Consider the following 22,511-nt stretch of genomic DNA (forward strand, 5'->3'; position numbering starts at 1 on the left):
CTGCATTTCCCCTGAGATCAGACCTCTGACATTAGACATATAACCTTTTTGAGATTACTATATCATTTTTTACCGGTCAAATAAATAGGGTCAATCAATTTTTGTCGAAAAAAAAGAAACAGGATTGGCAACGCTTCCAATATGATATACCGTTTGGCAGGCAGGTGAAATGAGCCTGCCTGCTTCTCCGTTTATGACGTCTTTTTTAAATCTTCTTTTGACCAAAGCACGGCGCGCGGCTTGCTCCCCTCATACGGGCCGACGACGCCGCGTTCCTCCATGGCGTCGATGAGCCGGGCGGCGCGGTTGTAGCCGATGCGGAAGCGGCGCTGCAGCATCGAAACAGAGGCGCTTTGCATTTCGACGACAAGGCGGACCGCTTCCTCGTACAGATCATCTTCGAGTGCCGGGGAGCCCGCCTCCCCCTCTTGGACGATCATTTCCTCATAGTATTGTGCCTGCTGCTGGCCGATGACAAACTGAACGACTTCCTCCACCTCTTGGTCGGATACAAACGCCCCTTGGACGCGCACCGGCTTTGAGGCCCCCATCGGCAAAAACAGCATGTCGCCGCGGCCGAGCAGTTTCTCCGCCCCGCCCATATCCAAAATGGTGCGCGAATCGATCTGCGATGAAACGCTAAAGGCGATGCGCGACGGGATGTTCGCCTTAATGACGCCGGTAATGACGTCGACAGACGGGCGCTGGGTGGCGATGATTAAATGGATGCCGGCGGCGCGCGCCATTTGCGCCAAGCGCGTGATCGCTTCTTCGACATCCGACGACGCCACCATCATTAAATCAGCGAGCTCGTCGATGATGACGACGATGTACGGCAGGAGCGGCTGCTGTTCCGGCACCGTTTCGTTCTGTTGGCGGATATGTTCGTTATACCCTTCAATGTTGCGCGTGCCGGTATGGGAAAACAGCTCATAGCGCCGCTCCATTTCTTGGACGACTTTTTTCAGCGCCTGGGCTGCTTTTTTCGCATCGGTGACAACCGGTGTCAACAAATGGGGAATGCCGTTATACACGCTTAACTCGACCATTTTCGGGTCGATCATCATCAGCTTGACTTCATGCGGCTTCGTGCGCATGAGCAGGCTGACGATCATGCCGTTAATGCAGACGCTTTTGCCGCTGCCGGTGGCGCCGGCGATCAATAAGTGCGGCATTTTGTTCAATTCAGCGGCAACGACTTCCCCGGAAATGTCGCGCCCCAGCGGGATTAAGAGCTTCGCCTCGGGCCGTGTATGCTCGACGGCCTCAAGCACTTCGCGCAGCGACACAGTGGCGATTTCTTCATTCGGCACTTCAATGCCGATCGCCGACTTGCCGGGAATCGGCGCTTCAATGCGAATGTCTTTCGCCGCCAGGGCGAGCGCCAGATCGTCGCTTAAGCTGACGATTTTGCTCACTTTCACCCCGACGTCCGGGTAGACTTCGTATTTCGTCACCGCCGGGCCGAGATGCACTTGCGTCACTTTCGCTTTGACGCCAAAGCTTTGGAACGTTTTCTCCAACTTGCGCGCATTGGCGTAAATGTTGGCATGGTCAGCCGATTGCCCAGCCGGTTTCGGCAAGCGGAGAAGCTCAAGCGGCGGCAAATCATAGTTCGTGTTTTCATGCTCGGAAAACGCCAGCGGAGGTGCTGGTGCGTCCCCGTTCCCGTCATCGCCGCCTTCAGCCGGCGGCTGCTTCTCTTCCTCGAGTTCGGCCGTCGACCGGACGGCGGCAAAATCGGATATGATCGGCGGTGGGGAAAGGAGCTCGTCCTCCAGTTCAGCGGCACCGGCTTCGGTCAGCTCATCTTCCAGCCGGGCGGCCGCCCGCCGCGAACGCCGGTTTCGTCCGGCATTCGTCCGTCGTTTTCGTCCTGCCAGCCATTGCTTCAAATCCCTGACAAACGCCAGCCATTCTTGGCGTATAAAGGCCGCCGCCAAGACGACGAGTCTGCCGGCCGTTTCGCGCAGCGATTTTCCGGTCAGCACGATAAAGCCGACGACGAACAAAAGAAAACAAATCCATTTCGTCCCAAGCGCATCAAATAGCTGGTAGCTGGCGGCAAACAACAACGCGCCGACCATCCCGCCGCCTAAATCGACAGCGGCCGCCTTGCCGTTCGCCTCGTTCCAAAACAGCGTCCATGTTGTGCGAATGACGCTTGGGTCAAGTTCACCGCGCCGCGACATGAGTTCAAACAGCTTCCCATGGCTTAACAGCAAGAGCGCCGCCGCGATGACCGAAGCGCCGACAAACGGGCGGCTCGCCCATGACGGCCACTCCCGTTTCCACATTAGGATGAACGATAAAATGAATAAACCGCCTACTAATAGCATGTACCATTCGCCGAAAAAAAAGCGGCTGATCAGCACAAGCGTTTCTCCGACGAGCCCGAGGCGGGCCATCGCCACGACGGCAACGGCCAGCAGCCCAAGGCCGATCAGTTCAAAGCGAATCGCCTCCGTCCACGGCTGCTTCTTTGGCGGCTTTCCCTTTTTTTGTCGCTTTCGTTTCGCCATAATTGCTCACTCCAGCATGAATGAATTGGCAAGCCGGAAAAAAGCAGCCAACAATGGCTGCTTTTTTCTGTTTCCCTATTATTATATCATGAACGGCCGAACAATTCATTACGATGTTGCCGCGGAAATCGGAAACCGCGCCCCGGGTGCATAGTTGGCGTTTAAAAAGTGGTACGGGTTTGTGCTTAAATTTTGCACAATTTCATATTCACCCGTTTCCGTAATTTGGACAAGAAACGGAATGCCGTCGTAATACACCCTTTTTTGCTTTTCATAGACGGCCGCATCGACCGGGAACAGCAAGTGTTCGGGCATGATGGTATATAAAATCATTGGATCATCTTCCCTTCGCCGCCTTTTTTCATCTCGATCAATTGCCGCAGCTTCGCCATCGCCTGCGACACGCCGCCGACTTCATCGATCAGTCCGTATCGGACGGCGTCAGGACCAACAACGTTCGTGCCGATATCACGCGTTAAATTTCCTTTTGAAAACATGAGCTCTTTAAATTTTTCTTCGCTAATCTTGGAATGCTTCGTCACAAAACGGACGACGCGCTCTTGCATTTTATCCAGATACTCAAACGTTTGCGGCACGCCGATGACAAGCCCGGTTAAACGGACCGGATGAATCGTCATCGTCGCCGTCTCGGTGATGAACGAATAGCTGCACGACACGGCGATCGGCACGCCGATCGAATGGCCGCCGCCAAGCACGACAGAAACGGTCGGTTTCGAGAGCGAAGCGAGCATTTCCGCGATGGCGAGCCCGGCCTCGACATCGCCGCCGACCGTGTTTAAAATGACGAGCAGCCCTTCGATTTTCGGATTTTGCTCAATGGCGACGATTTGTGGAATGACATGTTCATATTTCGTCGCCTTGTTTTGCGGCGGCAGCTGAATATGGCCTTCGATTTGGCCGACGATCGTCAAACAGTGGATGTTCGTATCCGGCTCCATTTGCGGGATGTTCGTTTGCCCAAGCTGGGTAATGGCTGCGGTCGCTTCTTCCGTTTTCGTTTCTGCTTTTTCTTCCGTCTCTTCCTGGAAGTAACGCTCCTTCTCCATCCATTTCTTCTCCTTTCTGTTGGTCATACGTTTAGTATGGCCGAAAGGAAAAAGAAAAATGCCGGCAACGGCTGACCGTTTCCAGCATTTCCCCTGTGGACTTTGAGCATGATTGCATTATACTTCCATAATAATGGGCAAAATCATCGGTTTTCGCTTTGTCTTCTCAAATAAAAACTGGCTTAGCGCTTCGCGAATGTTTGCCTTTAATGACGACCATTCAAGCATGTACGACTCAAGGCAGCGCTTGATGATCGCCGCCACCATTTGTTCCGCTTCCTCAAGCAGCGTTTCGGACTCGCGCATGTACACGAAGCCGCGCGAAATGATTTCCGGGCCGGCCGCAATCGTTTTCGCTTCTTTGTTGAGCGTGACGACCGCGATCAAAATGCCGTCCTGCGACAATAGGCGCCGGTCGCGCAACACGATGTTGCCGACGTCGCCGATGCCAAGGCCGTCGATTAAAATGTTGCCGTACGGCACTTTGCCGCCAGGGCGGGCGGTGCCGCCGCGGAATTCGATCACTTCGCCTTTATCGAGCAAAAATGTCCGCTCTTCCGAGATGCCGACCGCTTTCGCCAGGCGAGCGTGCGCCTTTTGCATCCGATACTCCCCGTGCACCGGAATGAAATATTTCGGCTTCATTAAATTGAGCATCAACTTTAATTCTTCTTGGCAACCGTGCCCGGACACGTGCACTTGCCGGTCGCGGTAAATGACGTTCGCCCCGGCGCGGTACAGGGCGTCAATCGTTTTGGCGAATCCGAGCTCGTAGCCCGGCATGACGGAAGCGGCGACGATGACGGTATCCCCTTCCTTGATGTTCACTTGCTTGTTCGCCTGCCGCGCCATGCGCCAAAGCGCGCTCATCGGCTCTCCGTGCCCGCCGGTTGTCAAAATGACGAGCTCTTGATCGCCATAGCGGTCGAGGTCATGAGCGGAAATCGTCACCTTATCCGGAAGATGCAAATAGCCGAGGCGGACGGCAATGTCCATCACTTTATGCAGCGTTTTGCCGATCACCGCCACTTTGCGCCCGTATCGATGGGCAGCATAAAGCACTTGCTGGATGCGCGTAATGTTCGAGGCATAGCAGGCGACAAACACCCGCCCCTTCGCATGACCGATCACATCGGCGATCTCATGGGCGACAGCGGCATCGGAGCCGCTGTATCCGGGGCGCTCAGCGTTCGTGCTGTCCGACAGCAAACATAGCACCCCTTGCTCGCCGATTTGCGCCATTTTCCCCAAGTCAGCGCGGTTGTTGCCGTACGGTGTTTGGTCAAATTTAAAATCGCTCGTGTACACAATCGCCCCTTGCGATGTATGCAAGCTGATGCCGACAGAATCGGGGATGCTGTGAATCGTGCGGAAAAACGTCACTTTCGCCTTGTCAAACGACAGTTCGGCGTCGGGGTGAATTTCGTTCAGGTTGGCGTTCGTGACACCTTGCTCTTTTAAAATGGCTTCCACCAAACCGAGCGTCAGCTTCGTGCCGTATACCGGCGCGGACAGCTGCTTGAGCACGTAGGCGATCGCCCCCATATGTTCCTCATGCCCGTGGGTGAGAAAGATCGCCCGGATGCGATGCTGCCGTTCAATTAAATAGGTAATATCCGGAATCACTTTGTCGATGCCAAGCATTTCATCTTCCGGATACATGACCCCGGCGTCGAGGACGAAAATGTCCTCGTCCAGTTCGACAACATACATGTTTTTGCCGATTTCTCCGACTCCCCCAAGGGCAAAAATACGTATTTTCTCTACCGGCTTTATGTTTGATTTCAAGGCTGCGTCCTCCCAATCATGATGCTAACCCGCTCAAAGTCACTTGCTTTTATTATAACGAATCGGCGCTGAAAAACACAAGATTGTTCCTAAGCAGGGAGACGATTTTGCGGCGAAGAAAAAAACGCCCCAACGCGCAGACAGCAGCGTTGGGGATGCGTCGGTGTTGATGTTATGACAAAGCGCTGAGCAAACGGCTGAGTTCGTTCCGTTCTTGCTCAGTGAGCGGAACGAGCGGAAGGCGCACCGGGCCGACATCCAATCCGCGCAATTGCAGCGCGGTTTTCACCGGCACCGGGCTTGGCGCCGCAAACAGCCCTTTCATGAGAGGCAGCCATTTCCGGTGCAGCGCCGCCGCTCCCTTGTGATCGCCCGCTTGGAAAACGCGGATCATTTGCTGCATTTCGTTGCCGATAATGTGCGAAGCGACCGAGACGACGCCGGCGCCGCCGATCGCCAATACCGGAAGCGTCAAGCTGTCATCACCGCTATACAACAAGAAATCGTCGGGGGTCCGCTCAATGATTTCCGCCATCGCCTCCAAGTTGCCGCCCGCCTCTTTGACGGCGACGATGTTTGGAATCGCCGCAAGCCGGATGACGGTCTCAGGGGCGAGATTGACTGACGTGCGTCCCGGGACGTTATACAGCATGACCGGCAGCGGCGTGCTTTCGGCGATCGCTTTAAAATGCTGGTACAGCCCTTCCTGGTTTGGTTTGTTGTAATACGGTGCAACGAGCATGACGGCATCAACGCCCGCTTCTTCCGCCCGCTTCGTCAGCTCAATCGACGCGCGCGTATCGTTCGTTCCCGTCCCGGCAATGACCAACGCACGGCCATTGACGACAGAAACGACGTGTCGGAACAACGCGACTTTTTCCTCCGCCGTTAAAGTCGGCGATTCGCCGGTCGTGCCGGCGACAACGAGCGCATCGGTGCCATTGTCGAGCAAATAGTTGACAAGCTCCGTCGTTTTCACTAAATCAAGGTTTCCTTTCTGGTCAAACGGTGTTACCATCGCCGTTACGATGTTTCCGAACTGAACCACTGTTTTCACTCCTCGTTCCAAATCGCTTCGTATCCACCCGCCTCCGCCTCGGACAGACAAAAGGCGTCGTGCAGGGCGTTAACCGCTTTTTCCATATCGTCCTGCCTCACTAGCACCCAAATCGTCGTATGGCTGTCAGCCGATTGCAAAATTTGAATGCCTTGCTCCGATAAAGCAGTGACAATTTTTGCCGTCACCCCCGGCACGCCGGCAATGCCGGCGCCGACAACCGACACTTTGGCGCAGCGGGGCGTCACCGCCGGCTCATAACCGACGCGGCGCAAAGCGGCAATCGCTTTTTCCGTCATGTCGCCGCTTACTGTGTAAACGACACCGTATGGCGAAATGTTGATAAAGTCGACGCTGATCCCTTCGTGGGCCATCGCTTGGAACACATCAGACTGCAGCTCATAGTGCCCCTCTTTCGCCAGCACTTTGATTTGTGTGACGTCGGCGACATACGTAATACCGGTGACGAGCCGCTCTTTCACATCGCTTCCTTTTTGACCGCGAACCGATGAAGTGACAAGCGTTCCGGGCGCATCGGAATATGTCGAACGGACGCGCAACGGCACTTTCGCTTGCATGGCGATTTCCACTGCGCGCGGATGAATGACTTTCGCTCCTTGGTACGCCATATTGCAAATTTCCGTGTAAGTGACGACTTCCAGCGGCCGGGCGCTTTCGACGATGCGCGGGTCGGCGGTCATGACGCCGTCGACATCGGTGAAAATATCGACCCACTCGGCGTTTAAAGCAGCACCGAGCGCCGCTGCTGATGTATCGCTTCCGCCGCGGCCAAGCGTCGTGATGTCGCCGTTTTCTGCCACCCCTTGAAAGCCGGCGACGACGATGACATCGTATTGCTCGAGCGCCTCAAGCAGCCGGTCGCAGCGCATTTCGAGAATTTTCGCATTCGTATGGTCGCCGTTCGTGCGGAATCCGGCTTGCGCGCCAGTGAACGCCGTCGCCTTAATGCCGTGTTCGTTCAGCAAGTTGCTAAATACGACGCTTGAAATGATTTCCCCGCACGCCATTAATAGATCTTGTTCGCGCTTTGTCACATGATGGCCGGCGCCGCCGATCAGGCTAAGAAGCGTATCGGTCGCGTATGGATCGCCATAGCGGCCCATGGCCGAGACGACAACAACGACTTTGTAGCCGTCTTCAAGCGCCTTTTCAATATGGCGGCGCGCCAAGTTCCGCCCGCGCTCATCGCGGACGGACGTGCCGCCGAACTTTTGGACAATGATTTTCATGCTAACACCCCGATGCTTATTCAAATCAGCCCGAGCTTCAATAAACTTTCTGCAATTTGCACCGAGTTGGAGGCTGCTCCTTTTAATAAGTTGTCAGCAACGATCCATAGATGAAAGCCGCGGCGATTGTCCAGGTCGCGGCGAATGCGGCCGACAAAGACGTCATACTTTCCGACGCAATCCGCCGGCATCGGATACAGCTGCTCGTTCGGGTCATCTTGCAAAACGACGCCCGGCGCTTCGCGAAGCACCGCCTGCAGATCGGCAGCGGTGACGCCGTCTCGTTCAATTTCGATGTACACCGATTCCGAGTGACCGCTCGCCACCGGGATGCGTACGCACGTCGCCGCGACGCTCAGCTCAGGCATATGCATAATTTTTTTCGTTTCATTAATCATTTTCATCTCTTCAAATGTAAAGCCATTGTCTTGGAACTTATCGATTTGCGGGATGGCGTTGAACGCGATTGGGTAATGTTTCCGATCCGATTTCACCGGCAAAATGTTGGCCTCAACCGGCTTGTTTTCAAGCACAGCCTTCGTCTGCGCATGCAGCTCTTCGATAGCCTGCGCCCCAGCCCCGGAAACAGCTTGGTACGTTGAAACGATGACGCGCTCTAAACCGAACGCCTTCCGGATCGGCTCCAACGCCACGACCATTTGAATCGTCGAGCAGTTCGGATTGGCGATAATGCCGTTGTGCCACGTCAAGTCGCTTTCATTCACTTCCGGGACGACAAGCGGCACATTTTCATCCATCCGAAACGCGCTCGTATTGTCGATGACGATCGCTCCGCGCCGGACCGCTTCCGGCGCCAATGCCTTCGATACCGCCCCGCCGGCGCTGAACAAGGCGATGTCCACCCCATCAAAACGCTCGGGCGCCGCCGCTTGCACCTCAATTTCCTCGCCGCGGAAACGCATTTTTTTGCCTGCCGAACGTTCCGATGATAACAGCGTTAATGTTCCGACCGGAAAGTTCCGGTCTTCGAGCGTCCGCACCATTTGTTGCCCGACTGCCCCCGTTGCTCCGACGACAGCAACATGATATTGTTTTTGAGCCATCAACCATTCTCCTTCCACATCGTCACTCTTAGAAGTGAATTCATAGTCTTTATTTTATCACATTCCGCTGTGGACGAGAGAAAATTTTTCTGCGCGGCGCCGATTTTCCGCGATGGCCTTTAATCATTGTAACGGAAGCGCTCGATCACGACCGGCTGCAGCTGTTTCCCCTCAAGGGCGGCGAGCACCGTATCGCGAAGAAGCGGCATGCGCGCTACCATCGAGTTCGGTTTCGCGTGTGGCGCGTCTTGGCCGAACGGAATGAAATAAATGTTTTTTGCCGCCATCAGCCGCATCAAGTTGACGCCGTTTAAACCGAGCGCATCGTTTGTCGAGATGCCGAGCACGACGGGGCGGTGGTTGCGCATCGTCGCCTTGGCGGCCATAAGCACCGGGGAATCGGTCATGGCATTCGCCAGCTTGCTCATCGAATTGCCGGTCAGCGGGGCGATGACCATGCAATCGAGCGGAATTTTCGGCCCGAGCGGTTCGGCCTTGACGATCGTGTCAATCACCTCGTTCCCGGTCAATTGCTCGAGTTTTTTCACCCACTCTTCCCCTTCACCAAACCGGGTGTTTGTCGTCTTCACCGTGTACGTGACGATTGGCAGCACCTCCGCCCCTTCATTGACGAGTTTTTCAATTTCCGGGAACACGGCGTCATACGTGCAGTGCGACCCGGTGAGGCCAAAGCCGATCCGTTTCCCTTTTAAGCTGTTTCCGCTCATCGCTTATTCTCCTCCCGTTTTTGTAAATCTTGATATAACAATTGCGCAAGGACGTTGGCGATAATTTGCCCGGCCGTTTTCGGCGCCACTACCCCCGGCAGCCCGGGCGCCAAGATCGCTTTGACTCCGCGCTTTTCGGCGTAGCGGAAGTCGGTGCCGCCCGGCTTTGATGCCAAATCGATGATCAGCGTATGGGCCGGCATTTTGGCGATGACGCTCGCTGTCACGATCAAATGGGGCACGGTGTTAATGCAGACGTCAATATCGCGCACTTCTTTTTCCAAATCGTTCAAATGAAACGGCACGAGCCCCATTTCTGTAATGCGCGCGAGATGCTCCGACCGGCGCGCCCCGACTTTCACTTTCGCCCCTAGGGCGGCAAACGTCCGGGCAACGGTCATGCCGACGCGTCCTAACCCGAGGACGGCAACGTGCGAGCCGTGAATCGTAAAATCGGTATGCTGAATGACCATCATGATCGTTCCTTCGGCGGTCGGAATGGAGTTGTAAATGGCGACATCGTCGCGCTCAAACAGCTGGATATATTTGCGCCCGGTTTTTTTCATTAGTTCGTCTAAATACGAGTTGCTGATGCCGGAGTAAATGGTGCACCGTTTCGCTGTTTTTTGCACCATCTCTTCCGTAAACGGAATCGGCTCGTGGGAAAAGACGCTGTTTACCTTTCCGTCCAACGTCGTACCGTGAACCGGCAAAATGATCGCATCCAAGTCGGCCAAATCGACTTCGTCGATCGGCAGCTTCACCGCTCCGGTAAAATGGTGGGCGAGCTGATCAAAACCGACGAGCGATAACTTCGCATCGAGTTCGACGAGTTTGCGAATGACTTCAAGCTGCCGCGCATCGCCGCCGATAATGGCGACATGCATCCCTGTCAGCATCATGTTGTACGCTCACCTTCTTTATTGGCAAACTGCTCCGTTTCTTTTCCCATCTTATGTCGGGGGGAAAATATAGGTGAATATCCTTGGCGGGAAAAATGGGCAATATATTCCGTTTCCGGCCGGCGGCAGTCATTTTTTTCTGTTTTGTTCCTTACAATAGAAATAAAGACGCGAAGAGGGGGAAACAAGCGTGAGGCTGAGCGAATTAAGCGGCAAAGAAATCGTCGATGTGAGGCGGGCGGAGCGGCTCGGGGTGCTCGGGCAAACCGATTTGGAAATCAACGAGCAAACCGGGCAAGTTGAGGCGCTGCTCATTCCGACCGGAAAATGGTTCGGGTTTCGCAAAGACGGACAAGAAATTCGCGTGCCGTGGAAATATATCCGCAAAATCGGCGCCGATATGGTGATGATCGACGTCCCTGAAGAAGGGTGATCGAGTAGGCTGTACAAAATGAAAAAGCTAACAACCTCACAAAGGTCGTTAGCTTTTTTATGCGCCGGTGGCGGCTAGGAGCGGAGCGGCTGCGGCAGCATACCGTCGGGACTGATGAGGGCGAGGGCATAGTCTTTCTCGAAAACTGCGCGCGCCAGCTCGTTCACTTTTTCAACCGTGACACTTTCGATCTCTTCGATAATTTCATCAAGCGATCGATGGCGGCCGAGAAGAAGCTCGTTTTTGCCGTTGCGGCTCATGCGGCTGTTTGTGCTTTCGAGCCCGAGCATCAAGCTTCCTTTCATTTGCTCTTTGCTGTTGCGGAGCTCTTTTTCCGTAATGCCGTCTTCTGTCAGCTGGCGCAGCGTCCGTTGGATCGTTTCAAACAAAACGTCAAGCTGGCCGCTTCCCGTGCCGGCGTAAATGGCGAGCAGGCCGCTGTCTTGGTAGGCGGAATGGTAGGAGAAGACCGAATATGCCAATCCGCGCTGTTCGCGCACTTCTTGAAACAGCCGGCTGCTCATGCTGCCGCCTAAAATGTTGTTTAAAATAAGGAGCGGGTACGCGTCCGGATGGCCGATCGGCAGCCCCCTGAATCCGATGCATACGTGCGCTTGCTCGGTGTCTTTTTTGCGCGCGAGCTTTTGCGGCACGAACGACGGCGTTCCCGAGGAGGCCGGCTTATTGGCGGCCGTAAACGAGCCGAAATAGCGTTCAATCTCCCCGATAAACCGCTCATCAACGTTGCCGGCAACCGAAACAACGACGCGGTCCGGCGTATAATAGTCGGCCATATATTGGCGCAGCGTGTCGCCGGTAAACGTGCGCAACGTCTCTTCTGTGCCTAAAATCGGGTAGCCGAGCGGGTGGTTTGCGTAGCATGCTTTGCCGAGCAAGTCATGGACGATGTCATCCGGCGTATCTTCATACATTTTGATTTCCTCAAGCACGACGTTGCGCTCTTTTTGCAGCTCATCCTCAACGAAAGTTGAGTGGAAAAACATATCAGCGAGCATCTCAAGCGCCAGCGGTGCATGTTCATCGAGCACTTTCGCGTAATAGCACGTATACTCCTTGGATGTAAAAGCGTTCACTTGTCCGCCGATGCTGTCGAACGCTTCCGCAATGTCCCGGGCCGTACGTGTGGTCGTCCCTTTAAAAAACATGTGTTCTAAGAAATGGGAAATGCCATTATTTTGTTCCGTCTCATTGCGCGAGCCTGTGCCGATCCATACGCCGATGGCCACCGATCTTACGGTCGGAATTTGTTCCAGCACGATTCGCACACCGTTTTTGCACGTATATTTGTTAATCAACTCCATGTTCCTCCTGTTTTTTTGCCAGTCTTTTCTCGTCGAATAAGGCCGTTAAGCTGCCGATGGCGTAGCCTTGGCGCTTAATCGAAACGATCAGCTCATCAAGCGCGGCCGCCGTCGGCATCGTTGGATGCATTAAAATCATGGCGCCGGGATGGACTTTCGATGTTACCCGTTTCACTATAACAGATGGCGACGGTTTTTGCCAATCAATTGTATCGACACTCCATAGAATCGTCTTCATGCCAAGATCAGCGGCAATTTCGACGACCTCGTCGCGATAGCTGCCGCTTGGCGGGGCGAACCACTTGCATTTGACCGCGGTCGCCGCTTTGATCACTTCGTTCGTTTTCTCGAGCTCGCGGCGGATGTTGTCGCTGCTGAGCGTTTTTAAATCCGGATGGCTGTAGGAATGGTTGCCGATTTCATGGCCGGCGTCTGCTATCATTTTTGCCATCTCCGGGTGATTTTTTACCCATCGCCCTTCCAAAAAGAACGTCGCCTTGACATCATGCTTTTTCAACGTCTCGAGCATATCAGGGATATATTCTTCCCCCCAGGCGACATTGATCAAAAACGAGACCATCGGCTTGTCGGGATGGCCGCGGTAAATCGGCGCCGGCGGCAAATCGTCCAAATGGATGCGCGGCGGCACTTGGCGGAACACGAGTTTCTGCTCATCGAACGTCCCTGTTTTTTTCATGTTTTTATAGGAAGCGTCAATATCGACCGCGAGCCCGTTATAGCCGGGCGTCGCCTTCCATACTTTATCAATAACCGCATCTTGAGCGGGAATTTCGTATTGCTTTGCCTGTTTGGCGATCGTTTCGTACAACTTGTCACGTTCCTTCACAGCCGTCGTTTCCGCGGGGCGCCAGCTCTCGATGTAGTCGCCGACCGGCGGCCAATGAACCACCACCCAAGCGATGAGGAACATGACCGCTAACGCCATATAGCGAGCATAACCGTTGTTCACCCTTGTCCCCCTCCTTTTTTACTACTACAAATATGTAGCAGAGGGACACGTTAGAACATAACAAAAGAGCCTTAAGAAACAAATTCCTAAGGCTTCATGCGTTGGCGCTCTGGCCGTCTTCCTCGTTTTTCCCGCGCCTCTTTCGGCGGATCCTCGGCGCCGCGCTGCTCGCGCAACACCGCTTTGCGCGACAAGTTGACGCGCCCTTGCTTATCGATCTCCGTCACTTTCACTAAAATTTCATCGCCGATCGAGACGACGTCCTCGACCTTGCCAACCCGTTCTTCAGCGAGCTCGGAAATGTGGACGAGCCCGTCTTTGCCGTTAAACAGCTCAACGAACGCGCCGAATTTTTCGATCCGTTTCACCTTGCCTAAATACACTTGTCCCACTTCAACTTCGCGGACGATATCTTCGATAATTTGCTTCGCTTTTTGGTTGGCTGCCTCATCTACAGACGAGATGAAAATCGTGCCGTCTTGTTCGATATCGATTTTTACGCCGGTTTCATCGATGATTTTGTTGATTTGTTTGCCGCTCGGCCCGATGACTTCACGGATTTTATCTGGATTGATGTGCATGATCAAAATTTTTGGCGCATATTTCGACAGCTCTTTACGCGGCTCGCTCAACGTCTGCATCATATGGTCTAAAATTTCCATCCGTCCTTTGCGTGCCTGCTGCAGCGCTTCTTCCAAAATATCGCGCGTCAGTCCTTTAATTTTAATGTCCATTTGCAGCGCCGTGACGCCTTTTCTCGTGCCGGCGACCTTAAAGTCCATATCGCCAAGGTGATCCTCAATGCCTTGAATATCTGTTAAAATTGTATAATGATCCTCATTTTTCACAAGCCCCATGGCAATGCCGGCAACTGGCGCTTTAATCGGCACCCCGGCGTCCATCATCGCCAGCGTGCTCGCGCAAATGCTCGCTTGCGACGTCGAACCGTTCGATTCGAGCACTTCGGAAACAAGGCGGATCGTATACGGAAACTCGCGCTCCGACGGCACGACCGGCTCTAACGCCCGCTCGCCGAGCGCCCCGTGCCCGATTTCACGCCGCCCCGGCCCGCGCATCGGCCCCGTTTCACCGACAGAAAACGGCGGGAAGTTGTAATGGTGCATGAACCGTTTCGATTCTTCGAGATCGAGCCCGTCTAAAATTTGCACATCGCCGAGCGCTCCGAGTGTGCAGACGCTTAACACTTGTGTTTGCCCGCGCGTAAACAGACCGGAACCGTGCGTGCGCGGCAAGACGCCAACCGCTGACGACAGCGGACGAATTTCATCCACTTTGCGCCCGTCGGGACGAATTTTCTCAACCGTAATTAAGCGGCGCACTTCCTCTTTGACGAGCTTATGCAAAATTTCCTGCACTTGCTTCAGCTTCTCTTCATCGGCTTCTTCCGCTTCATATTTCGCGATCACGCCGGCTTTCACGTCCTCAATCGCGGCATCGCGCGCCAGTTTCTCCGGCACTTGCACCGCCTTTTTAATATCGGCTTCCGCAAGCTGGCGGATTTCCGCTTCCAGTTGCGGGTCTGGCTCGTATAGGACGATTTCCATTTTTTCTTTGCCGACTTGGGCGGCGATTTCCTCTTGGAAAGCGATGAGCCGTTTCACTTCCTCATGGCCGAACATGATCGCTTCCAGCATTACTTCTTCCGGCACTTCGTCCGCGCCGGCTTCAACCATGTTGATCGCGTCTTTCGTGCCTGCCACAACGAGGTGCAGATCGCTTTTTTCCATTTGTTCGACCGTCGGGTTGATGACAAACTGGCCGTCAACGCGGCCGACGATGACACCGGCGATCGGCCCTTCAAACGGAATGTCGGAAATGGTCAGCGCCACTGACGAGCCGATTAACGCCGCCACTTCCGGCGAGCAGTCTTGATCGACGCTCATTACCATCGACACGACTTGCACTTCGTTGCGGAATCCTTCAGCAAACAGCGGCCGAATCGGACGGTCGATGAGCCGGCTCGCCAAAACCGCTTTCTCGCTCGGACGGCCTTCGCGCTTAATAAACCCGCCCGGAATTTTCCCGACGGCGTACAACCGCTCCTCATAGTTGACGGTCAGCGGGAAAAAGTCGACGTTTTTCGCTTCCCGCGATGCGGTGGCCGTACTCAGCACAACGGTATCGCCGTAGCGGACGAGCGCCGCGCCGTTCGCCTGTTTCGCCAACTCGCCGGTCTCGATGACGAGCGGACGCCCGGCCACATCGATGGAAAACACGCGTTTCTCTTGTTCCATATAGACGAGTACTCCTCTCTATGTATAAAAATATGGATGCCGCTGATGATTAGTATAGACGAATTGGCGCCATTGTATCAGCTGTGGCGCAAACTGCGCCTATAAACTAGCAAAAAAGCGGGAATGCTCCCGCTTTTTTATCGACGTAATCCAAGTTTCCCAATCAATTCACGGTAGCGCGCCACGTCTTTCTTGCGCAAGTAAGCCAATAAGTTGCGGCGTTTCCCGACCATTTTCAGCAGGCCGCGCCGTGAATGGTGGTCTTTTTTATGAACGCGCAAATGCTCGTTCAAGTTGTTGATTTGTTCCGTCAGGATCGCAATTTGCACTTCCGGAGAACCGGTGTCGTTCTCATGGACTTTAAATTGCTCGATAATTTCACGTTTGCGCTCTTGCGTCAATGCCATTCTCGTTCACCTCCCTGACTTGAAATCCCCGGTTGCCGAGCGGGCGTCGGTGACTCGCCTGGCCAAGCAACGGTTCGCATACATTGATTAGAATACCTCTTTTTCCGGCAAAATGCAAGTCTTTTCGTCTAAGCGGCGGAAATACTGCTCCGCTTCTTCTTTGTCGCGGGCGATTTGCGCCGTCAACTCAGCGACGCCCGCAAACTTCCGCTCGCCCCGCAGGCGGCGGTGCCACTCAATCGCCACCGTTTCCCCGTAAATGTCGCGCGCAAACCCAAATAGATGCACTTCGACGCTCGGCAGCCCTTCACGCGTCTCATGGAACGTCGGTTTGTAGCCGATATTGGCCACCCCCTCATATACTTGCCCGCCGATCGTCGCCTTGACGGCATAAACGCCGATTGCCGGCAATAAATAATCGCCGTTTAAGGCGATGTTCGCCGTTGGAAACCCGATCGTCCGACCGCGCCGTTCCCCGGCGACGACCGTCCCTTCGATGTCATAAAAGCGGCCAAGCAGGCGGGGAAGCTGTTCGACCGCCCCTTGTTCAATGAGCTGCCGCACGCGTGTGGAGCTTACTTTCTCGCCGTCGACCGTCAGCTTCGGAATGACCGTCTGTCCAAAGCGGCCGCGCGCATGAAGCGGCATCGTCTCCATCGTTCCTTTTCCGAACCGCCCATAGGTGAAATCAAAGCCGGCAACAATATGTTTCACATGGAATCCGTCCAAATATTGGTCGACAAACTGTTCCGGCAACAGCCCGGCGAACGCCGGCGTAAATTCGACGATATATAGCCGATCCACCCCGAGCGCCGCGATCAGCTGCTCTTTTTTGCCAAGCGGGGTGATCAAGCGAAGCTCCGGCTGTTTGCCAAGCACAACGGACGGATGGGGGTGAAACGTCATCACCGCACTTTCATACCCGCGTTGTTTGGCCACCTCGACTGCCGTAGCGATCACCTTCTGATGACCGAGATGAATGCCGTCGAAATACCCGAGCGCCATCACCGTCGGGGGAAGCGTCTGGCGTTCGAAGTGGTGTGGATGCGAAATAAATACTGTTTTCATATCAATGATCCACCTTCTTCATTTCCGCATGTCACCCGGCGTCAACGAAACACTTTCAGCGGCTTCATCACACCGGGGCGCGCCGGATGCTTCACGTACAGGGCCAGCGCCTCCCGCTCGGGCGTCACGAGCACAACCGGCCCGTCAAGCTCCTGCAAAAAGGCGGGGAGACGGAGCAGCGCCCCGTTTTTTACTTTCTCTGCTACTTTATCATTGATTTCGTATTTCGGCAAATGAAAAAGCGCTTGCTCGATCGAAATGAGCAAGGCATCGGCCGTCCCATCGGCCGCCCGGCGCTCGACCTCTTCAAGCGTTACGCAGTCGGCCAGCTGAAACGGCCCGGACGCTGTACGGATGAGATCGGACATATGAGCCGGGTAGCCGAGCCGTTCACCGATGGTGACGGCGAGCGTACGGACGTACGTGCCCTTGCTGCACGTGACGCGAAAGCGAAACGACACCGTTGCCCCGGCGAACCGCTCGCGTTCATCAAGCAGCTCAAGCTCGTAAATGGTTACACGCCGCGTCGGACGTTCAACTTCGAGGCCGGCGCGCGCATATTCATACAGTTTTTTTCCATTCACTTTCACCGCCGAGTACATCGGCGGCGTTTGTTCGATGTCCCCGGTAAGGCTGCGAAATACCGCTTCGATCTCCGCCCGCGCAATCGTCCGATCCACCGGCCGGGCGGCGATGATGTCGCCATCGGCGTCTTCAGTCGTCGTCGCTGCGCCGAGCGTCACTTCTCCTTCATACGTTTTTGTCGCTCCGGTTAAAAATTCAGCGATGCGCGTCGCCTTGCCGAGACAAATCGGCAGCACGCCGGACACGTTCGGATCGAGCGTGCCCGTATGGCCGACCTTTTTTATGCCCAGCAGGCGGCGCACTTTCGCCACGCAATCGTGCGACGTCATTCCCTTCGGTTTATTGAGCAGCAATACCCCGTCCATCGGCGCCCCCTTCCCGTGTCATACTCACTAATGGAAATGGATAGACGATTCGTCTATCCATTGTTCGGTTCATCGTTCGCCTCTTCCGGTCCGCGGCCGTCCTCGTCGGAAATTTGCCGGATCAGTCGTTCGATGCGGCTGCCGTATTCGATGGTTTCATCGATTTCGAACAAAATCTCCGGCGTTTTGCGCAGGCGGATGCGCTGGCCGATTTCCGAACGAATAAACCCTTTGGCTTTCTCGAGCGCCTTCAGCGTGTTTTCCCGCTGCTCGTCGTCGCCGAAGACGCTAATGTACACTTTTGCCTGCTGCAAGTCGCCGGTGACGCGCACATCGGTTACAGTGACAAAGCCGATGCGCGGGTCTTTCAGCTTGCGGCCGATAATGTCGCTCAATTCTTTTTTCATTTGCTCGCCAACGCGAGTTGCCCGTATGTTCATCACCCATCACCTCGATTACAACCACTCAAATGATGTCGCCGCCCGCTCCAATTCGGGAAACGAGTCGATCAAGGCCAGCGCCCGCTCGAGCTCCCGTTCGGCCGCCGACCGGCTTGACGCAATGGCAACAAGGCCGATTTTCGCCCGCTGCCATGCGTCTTGATGATCAAGCTCGGCCACAGAAACGTTGTATTTTTGTCGGATTCTTGTCATCACCCGCTGAAGGACAGCCCGCTTGTCTTTTAACGACCGGGCGTTGTAGATGATGCATTCGCATGAAGCGAAGCCGATCATGTCCGGGCCACTTCCTGCATGACGTACGCCTCGATGACGTCTCCTTCTTTAATATCGTTGAAGTTTTTGATGGTCACGCCGCACTCGTATCCTTGCGCCACTTCGCGCACATCGTCTTTATACCGTTTGAGCGAGTCGATTTCGCCTTCGTACACGACGATGCCTTGACGGATCAGGCGCACTTTGCTGTCGCGGGTGATTTTGCCGTCGGTGACGTAACACCCGGCGATCGTGCCGACTTTCGACACTTTGAACGTTTGCCGCACTTCCGCCTGGCCGATCACTTTTTCTTCGTATTCCGGATCGAGCATCCCTTTCATCGCCGCTTCAATTTCTTCGATGACGTTGTAAATGATGCGGTGGAGGCGGATGTCGACGTTTTCCGATTCGGCCGCGCGCTTCGCGTTGGCGTCCGGACGGACGTTAAAGCCGATGACGATGGCGTTGGAGGTCGTTGCCAATAAAATATCCGACTCGGTGATGGCGCCGACCGCCGCATGGATGATTTTTACGCGCACGCCTTCGACATCGATTTTTTGCAAAGCGGCGACAAGCGCTTCGACCGATCCTTGGACGTCGGCTTTGACGATCAAGTTCAGCTCTTTCATTTCACCTTGTTTAATTTGCTCAAACAAATCGTCCAAGCTGACGCGCGTTTTCACGCTCCGCTGCTCCTGCAGCTGCCGCTGCGCCCGCGCTTCTCCAATTTGCCGCGCTTTCTTCTCATCTTCAAACACCATAAAGCGGTCGCCGGCTTGCGGCACATCGTGCAGCCCGGTAATTTCGACCGGCATTGACGGGCCGGCTTCTTTGACGCGCCGCCCGCTGTCGTTGACCATCGCCCGCACGCGCCCGTACGTCGTGCCGACGACGATCGGGTCGCCGATTTTCAGCGTGCCGGCTTGGACGAGCAGCGTCGCTACCGGGCCTCGCCCTTTGTCAAGCTTCGCTTCGATCACCGTACCGATGGCGCGTCGGTTCGGGTTCGCTTTTAATTCTTCCATTTCGCTGACAAGCAAAATCATTTCCAACAGCTGATCAATGCCGTCTTTCGTTTTCGCCGACAGCTTGCAGAAAATCGTATCGCCGCCCCATTCTTCCGGAACGAGGTTGTACTCCATCAACTCTTGCATGACGCGATCCGGGTTGGCTTCCGGTTTATCCATTTTGTTAATGGCGACGATAATCGGCACGTTCGCCGCTTTGGCGTGGTTGATCGCCTCGACCGTCTGCGGCATGACCCCGTCATCGGCAGCGACAACAAGAATGACGATATCCGTCACTTGCGCGCCGCGCGCCCGCATCGTCGTAAACGCTTCATGCCCCGGTGTATCAAGGAACGTAATTTTTTTGCCGTTGACCGTTACTTGATAAGCGCCGATATGCTGGGTAATGCCGCCGGCCTCCTGCTCGGTTACTTTCGAGTGGCGGATCGCATCAAGAAGCGTCGTTTTCCCGTGGTCAACGTGCCCCATAATCGTGACGACCGGCGGCCGTTCGGTTAAGTCTTCGGGCGCATCGACAATTTCGATCGTTTCAAAATTCGTTTCATCGATCGTCACTTTTTCTTCGACTTCAACGCCGTAATCAGAGCAGATGAGCTCGATCGCATCCTTGTCTAAATCTTGGTTAATCGTCGCCATCACGCCGAGCATAAACAGCTTTTTAATGATTTCCGACGGCTCGCGGCCAAGTTTTTTCGCCAGCTCGGCCACTGTGAGCGAACCTTCGAACGTAATTTTTTTCGGCAGCTCTTTTTCTTTTTTCACTGGCTGCGGCGCCTGCTTCGCGGCCGAGGCGGCTTGTTTTTTTCCTTTCGCCGGCCCTTTTCCTTTTTTCTTCGCCGCTTGGAACAGCTTCTTTTCCTGCTGCTGCGCTTCTGTTTTTTTCGTTTCCTTTCCTTTCACCGCTCCCTTCTTCTTCGCTGGCTTCGCCGTTTCTTTCGTTTCACCAAAAATTTCCTCATCGGCAAAATCGGCGGCTTTCGCCGGCGTCGGGCGCTTCGGCTTTTCCGTTTTCTTTTCCGCTTTTTTCTCCTCTTTTTTCCCGGCGTTCGGGCGGTACTGATGGTCGAGCTTTTCGACGACATCAGCCTCGAGCATGGCCATATGGTTGTTTACTTCAATGTTCATTTCTTTCAATTTATGGATAACGTCCTTGCTTGGCACGTTCTGTTTTTTCGCGTATTCGTACACACGCATTTTTGACATACATTCACCCCCATAAAAATCAGTCGAGCATCGTTTGCAATTGGCGCGCGAACCCTTCGTCGGTGACAGCGACGACGACGCGGGCGTCTTTGCCGATCGCGCCGCCGAGCGTATACCGGTCCGGCACTTTGCAAAGCGGGACGCCATAAAACGTACATTTATCGGTCACTTTTTTTTCCGTATTGGCCGATGCGTCTTCCGAGAGCAAAACGAGCCGCGCCTTGCCCCGCTGCACTTCCTTCACAACAAGCCCCTCGCCGGAAACGACTTTTCCGGCTCGCTGCGCCAACCCTAACAGCGATGCCCAGCGGCTACTTCTCATATCCTGCCTGTTTCTCCTTTTCCGCCAAAGCGAGCAGCTCCTCATACAGCGCATCGGCGATCTCAGCTTTTAAATGGCGGGCCAAAATGTTTTTCTTTTTCGCCTGCAAAATACATTCCGGATCGAGGGTAATATACGCGCCGCGCCCCGCCTTTTTGCCGGTCGGGTCAATCGATACGTCCCCTTCTTTCGAACGGACGATGCGCACCATTTCCCGTTTCGGCTTCATTTCTCCAGTGACGACGCATTTGCGCAACGGAATTTTCTTTTGCGCTGCCATCTTCATTCCCCCTCACTCGATTTCCGCCGTTGTATCAAATGGCTGGCCGCTCTCATCACTATTTTCATTATCGGCCGTCACGTCGCCGAAATCAAGCGAAGTGGATGGCGCATGCGGGTCGATGCCCATTTCCCGCGCTTCCGATTCGCTTTTAATATCGATTTTCCAGCCGGTCAATTTTGCGGCCAGCCGGGCGTTTTGCCCGCGCTTGCCGATGGCGAGCGACAGCTGGTAGTCCGGGACGATGACGGTCGTCGCCTTTTGTTCTTCATTCACGATGACGCGCAGCACTTTCGCTGGGCTTAGCGCGCTGGCGACAAACTCGACCGGGTCGGCCGACCAGCGGACGATATCAATTTTTTCCCCGTTCAGCTCATCGACGATCGCCTGCACGCGCTGCCCCTTTGGCCCGACGCAAGCGCCAACCGGATCGACTTCCGGATTGTCGGAATGAACGGAAATTTTTGAGCGGTCGCCGGCTTCACGGGCGATCGATTTAATTTCAACCGTGCCGTCGTAAATTTCCGGCACTTCAAGCTCAAACAGCCGCTTCAGCAAGCCCGGATGAGTGCGGGAGACGAAAATTTGCGGCCCTTTCGTCGTTTTTTCCACTTTTGTAATGTAGACTTTCAGCCGATCGTGCGGTTTGTACGTTTCGTTCGGCATTTGCTCGTTCGCCGGCAGGAGCGCTTCCGCTTTGCCGAGGCTGACATAGACAAAGCGCGGGTCAATGCGCTGGACGATGCCGGTCATAATGTCCTCTTCACGGTCGACGAATTCGGCGTAAATGATGCTCCGCTCCGCTTCGCGCACGCGCTGGGTAACGACTTGTTTCGCCGTCTGCGCGGCGATGCGGCCGAAATCGCGCGGCGTCACTTCGAGTTCGACGACGTCGCCGATTTGGTAGTTCGGGTTGAGCCGTTGCGCCTCCTCAAGCGAAATTTCAAGGCGCGGGTCGGTTACCTCTTCAACGACATCTTTGCGGGCAAGCACCCGGATCGTTCCCGTGTCCATATTTAAATCGACGCGCACGTTTTGCGCCTGTCCGAAGTTGCGTTTATACGCTGAAACGAGCGCCGCTTCAATCGCTTCCATGACGACTTCTTTGCTGATGCCTTTTTCCCGCATCAGATCGGCTAACGCCTCAAGCAACTGCGTGTTCATGAAACGAAAATCCCCCTT

22 protein-coding genes are annotated in these 22,511 nt (G+C 54.8%); 1 reads left to right on the plus strand and 21 read right to left on the minus strand.

Annotation, left to right across the window (positions count from 1 at the left end; genetic code table 11):
• Positions 1-191: 191 nt before the first annotated feature.
• The 9 genes from GS3922_RS10115 to dpaA all read right to left on the minus strand — a co-directional run bounded on the left by GS3922_RS10115 (position 192) and on the right by dpaA (position 10,378).
• Positions 192-2,522 (minus strand): FtsK/SpoIIIE family DNA translocase, encoded by a 2,331-nt coding sequence (locus tag GS3922_RS10115; RefSeq protein ID WP_063166247.1) that lies wholly within the window; start codon positions 2,520-2,522, stop codon positions 192-194.
• Positions 2,523-2,630: 108 nt separating this feature from the next.
• The gene (locus GS3922_RS10120; protein ID WP_063166248.1) at positions 2,631-2,855 is read right to left on the minus strand and encodes a YlzJ-like family protein; all 225 of its coding nucleotides are present in this window, start codon (positions 2,853-2,855) and stop codon (positions 2,631-2,633) included.
• Positions 2,852-3,589: a ClpP family protease gene (locus tag GS3922_RS10125; protein ID WP_063166249.1), complete on the minus strand. Its 738-nt coding sequence runs from the start codon at positions 3,587-3,589 to the stop codon at positions 2,852-2,854. Before GS3922_RS10125 ends, GS3922_RS10120 begins: the two co-directional genes overlap by 4 nt.
• A 117-nt stretch (positions 3,590-3,706) precedes the next feature.
• Positions 3,707-5,377, minus strand: a complete 1,671-nt coding sequence (locus tag GS3922_RS10130) for a ribonuclease J (protein ID WP_063166250.1) — start codon at positions 5,375-5,377, stop codon at positions 3,707-3,709.
• A 172-nt stretch (positions 5,378-5,549) separates the two neighbouring features.
• Positions 5,550-6,425: a 4-hydroxy-tetrahydrodipicolinate synthase gene (gene dapA / locus GS3922_RS10135; RefSeq protein ID WP_063166251.1), complete on the minus strand. Its 876-nt coding sequence runs from the start codon at positions 6,423-6,425 to the stop codon at positions 5,550-5,552.
• Between the two features lie 5 nt (positions 6,426-6,430).
• Positions 6,431-7,684: an aspartate kinase gene (gene dapG, locus GS3922_RS10140; protein ID WP_063166252.1), complete on the minus strand. Its 1,254-nt coding sequence runs from the start codon at positions 7,682-7,684 to the stop codon at positions 6,431-6,433.
• A 20-nt stretch (positions 7,685-7,704) separates the two neighbouring features.
• Entirely contained in the window at positions 7,705-8,748 is a 1,044-nt protein-coding gene (gene asd, locus GS3922_RS10145; RefSeq protein WP_063166253.1) for an aspartate-semialdehyde dehydrogenase, read from the minus strand.
• A 119-nt stretch (positions 8,749-8,867) separates the two neighbouring features.
• Positions 8,868-9,476 carry a dipicolinate synthase subunit B gene (locus GS3922_RS10150; protein WP_020959399.1) on the minus strand — a complete coding sequence of 203 codons (609 nt, stop codon included), beginning with the start codon at positions 9,474-9,476 and terminating at the stop codon, positions 8,868-8,870.
• Positions 9,473-10,378 (minus strand): dipicolinic acid synthetase subunit A, encoded by a 906-nt coding sequence (dpaA, locus tag GS3922_RS10155; RefSeq protein WP_020959398.1) that lies wholly within the window; start codon positions 10,376-10,378, stop codon positions 9,473-9,475. The genes GS3922_RS10150 and dpaA overlap by 4 nt, the downstream gene beginning before the upstream one ends.
• A gap of 190 nt (positions 10,379-10,568) precedes the next feature.
• Here dpaA and GS3922_RS10160 point away from each other — a divergent pair, with 190 nt between their 5' ends.
• Positions 10,569-10,811, plus strand: coding sequence for a YlmC/YmxH family sporulation protein (locus GS3922_RS10160; RefSeq protein ID WP_020959397.1), 243 nt, complete (start codon positions 10,569-10,571; stop codon positions 10,809-10,811).
• A gap of 74 nt (positions 10,812-10,885) precedes the next feature.
• On the opposite strand, the gene GS3922_RS10165 is transcribed toward GS3922_RS10160, so the two are convergent.
• The 12 genes from GS3922_RS10165 to nusA all read right to left on the minus strand — a co-directional run bounded on the left by GS3922_RS10165 (position 10,886) and on the right by nusA (position 22,493).
• A complete protein-coding gene (locus tag GS3922_RS10165; RefSeq protein WP_020959396.1) occupies positions 10,886-12,133 on the minus strand; it encodes a M16 family metallopeptidase in 1,248 nt (415 codons plus the stop codon).
• Positions 12,120-13,103 (minus strand): polysaccharide deacetylase family protein, encoded by a 984-nt coding sequence (locus tag GS3922_RS10170; RefSeq protein ID WP_020959395.1) that lies wholly within the window; start codon positions 13,101-13,103, stop codon positions 12,120-12,122. Before GS3922_RS10170 ends, GS3922_RS10165 begins: the two co-directional genes overlap by 14 nt.
• A gap of 86 nt (positions 13,104-13,189) precedes the next feature.
• A complete protein-coding gene (gene pnp, locus GS3922_RS10175; RefSeq protein ID WP_063166254.1) occupies positions 13,190-15,358 on the minus strand; it encodes a polyribonucleotide nucleotidyltransferase in 2,169 nt (722 codons plus the stop codon).
• Between the two features lie 137 nt (positions 15,359-15,495).
• Positions 15,496-15,765, minus strand: coding sequence for a 30S ribosomal protein S15 (gene rpsO, locus GS3922_RS10180; RefSeq protein WP_020959393.1), 270 nt, complete (start codon positions 15,763-15,765; stop codon positions 15,496-15,498).
• An 87-nt stretch (positions 15,766-15,852) separates the two neighbouring features.
• The gene (ribF, locus tag GS3922_RS10185; RefSeq protein WP_020959392.1) at positions 15,853-16,833 is read right to left on the minus strand and encodes a bifunctional riboflavin kinase/FAD synthetase; all 981 of its coding nucleotides are present in this window, start codon (positions 16,831-16,833) and stop codon (positions 15,853-15,855) included.
• Between the two features lie 41 nt (positions 16,834-16,874).
• Complete coding sequence (gene truB / locus GS3922_RS10190; protein ID WP_063166255.1) at positions 16,875-17,783, minus strand: tRNA pseudouridine(55) synthase TruB; 909 nt, start codon at positions 17,781-17,783, stop codon at positions 16,875-16,877.
• 53 nt (positions 17,784-17,836) lie between these two features.
• Positions 17,837-18,223 carry a 30S ribosome-binding factor RbfA gene (gene rbfA, locus GS3922_RS10195; protein WP_063166256.1) on the minus strand — a complete coding sequence of 129 codons (387 nt, stop codon included), beginning with the start codon at positions 18,221-18,223 and terminating at the stop codon, positions 17,837-17,839.
• 15 nt (positions 18,224-18,238) lie between these two features.
• Positions 18,239-18,517 (minus strand): DUF503 domain-containing protein, encoded by a 279-nt coding sequence (locus tag GS3922_RS10200; RefSeq protein WP_063166257.1) that lies wholly within the window; start codon positions 18,515-18,517, stop codon positions 18,239-18,241.
• Entirely contained in the window at positions 18,514-20,727 is a 2,214-nt protein-coding gene (infB, locus tag GS3922_RS10205) for a translation initiation factor IF-2 (protein ID WP_063166258.1), read from the minus strand. Before infB ends, GS3922_RS10200 begins: the two co-directional genes overlap by 4 nt.
• 19 nt (positions 20,728-20,746) lie before the next feature.
• Complete coding sequence (locus tag GS3922_RS10210) at positions 20,747-21,049, minus strand: YlxQ family RNA-binding protein (protein WP_063166259.1); 303 nt, start codon at positions 21,047-21,049, stop codon at positions 20,747-20,749.
• Positions 21,039-21,329 carry an RNase P modulator RnpM gene (gene rnpM, locus GS3922_RS10215; RefSeq protein WP_063166260.1) on the minus strand — a complete coding sequence of 97 codons (291 nt, stop codon included), beginning with the start codon at positions 21,327-21,329 and terminating at the stop codon, positions 21,039-21,041. Before rnpM ends, GS3922_RS10210 begins: the two co-directional genes overlap by 11 nt.
• A gap of 12 nt (positions 21,330-21,341) precedes the next feature.
• Positions 21,342-22,493, minus strand: a complete 1,152-nt coding sequence (nusA, locus tag GS3922_RS10220; protein ID WP_063166261.1) for a transcription termination factor NusA — start codon at positions 22,491-22,493, stop codon at positions 21,342-21,344.
• Positions 22,494-22,511 lie beyond the last annotated feature (18 nt).

This window comes from Geobacillus subterraneus (genome assembly GCF_001618685.1).
In the GTDB taxonomy this organism is placed as follows: domain Bacteria; phylum Bacillota; class Bacilli; order Bacillales; family Anoxybacillaceae; genus Geobacillus; species Geobacillus subterraneus.

Coding starts and splice junctions, on each gene's coding strand:
- GS3922_RS10115 (WP_063166247.1), bottom strand. CDS start 2,522: ATGGCGAAACGAAAGCGACAAAAAAAGGGAAAGCCGCCAAAGAAGCAG.
- GS3922_RS10120 (WP_063166248.1), bottom strand. CDS start 2,855: ATGATTTTATATACCATCATGCCCGAACACTTGCTGTTCCCGGTCGAT.
- GS3922_RS10125 (WP_063166249.1), bottom strand. CDS start 3,589: ATGGAGAAGGAGCGTTACTTCCAGGAAGAGACGGAAGAAAAAGCAGAA.
- dapG (WP_063166252.1), bottom strand. CDS start 7,684: ATGAAAATCATTGTCCAAAAGTTCGGCGGCACGTCCGTCCGCGATGAG.
- asd (WP_063166253.1), bottom strand. CDS start 8,748: ATGGCTCAAAAACAATATCATGTTGCTGTCGTCGGAGCAACGGGGGCA.
- GS3922_RS10150 (WP_020959399.1), bottom strand. CDS start 9,476: ATGAGCGGAAACAGCTTAAAAGGGAAACGGATCGGCTTTGGCCTCACC.
- dpaA (WP_020959398.1), bottom strand. CDS start 10,378: ATGATGCTGACAGGGATGCATGTCGCCATTATCGGCGGCGATGCGCGG.
- GS3922_RS10165 (WP_020959396.1), bottom strand. CDS start 12,133: ATGGAGTTGATTAACAAATATACGTGCAAAAACGGTGTGCGAATCGTG.
- pnp (WP_063166254.1), bottom strand. CDS start 15,358: ATGGAACAAGAGAAACGCGTGTTTTCCATCGATGTGGCCGGGCGTCCG.
- rpsO (WP_020959393.1), bottom strand. CDS start 15,765: ATGGCATTGACGCAAGAGCGCAAACGTGAAATTATCGAGCAATTTAAA.
- ribF (WP_020959392.1), bottom strand. CDS start 16,833: ATGAAAACAGTATTTATTTCGCATCCACACCACTTCGAACGCCAGACG.
- truB (WP_063166255.1), bottom strand. CDS start 17,783: ATGGACGGGGTATTGCTGCTCAATAAACCGAAGGGAATGACGTCGCAC.
- rbfA (WP_063166256.1), bottom strand. CDS start 18,223: ATGAACATACGGGCAACTCGCGTTGGCGAGCAAATGAAAAAAGAATTG.
- GS3922_RS10200 (WP_063166257.1), bottom strand. CDS start 18,517: ATGATCGGCTTCGCTTCATGCGAATGCATCATCTACAACGCCCGGTCG.
- infB (WP_063166258.1), bottom strand. CDS start 20,727: ATGTCAAAAATGCGTGTGTACGAATACGCGAAAAAACAGAACGTGCCA.
- GS3922_RS10210 (WP_063166259.1), bottom strand. CDS start 21,049: ATGAGAAGTAGCCGCTGGGCATCGCTGTTAGGGTTGGCGCAGCGAGCC.
- rnpM (WP_063166260.1), bottom strand. CDS start 21,329: ATGGCAGCGCAAAAGAAAATTCCGTTGCGCAAATGCGTCGTCACTGGA.
- nusA (WP_063166261.1), bottom strand. CDS start 22,493: ATGAACACGCAGTTGCTTGAGGCGTTAGCCGATCTGATGCGGGAAAAA.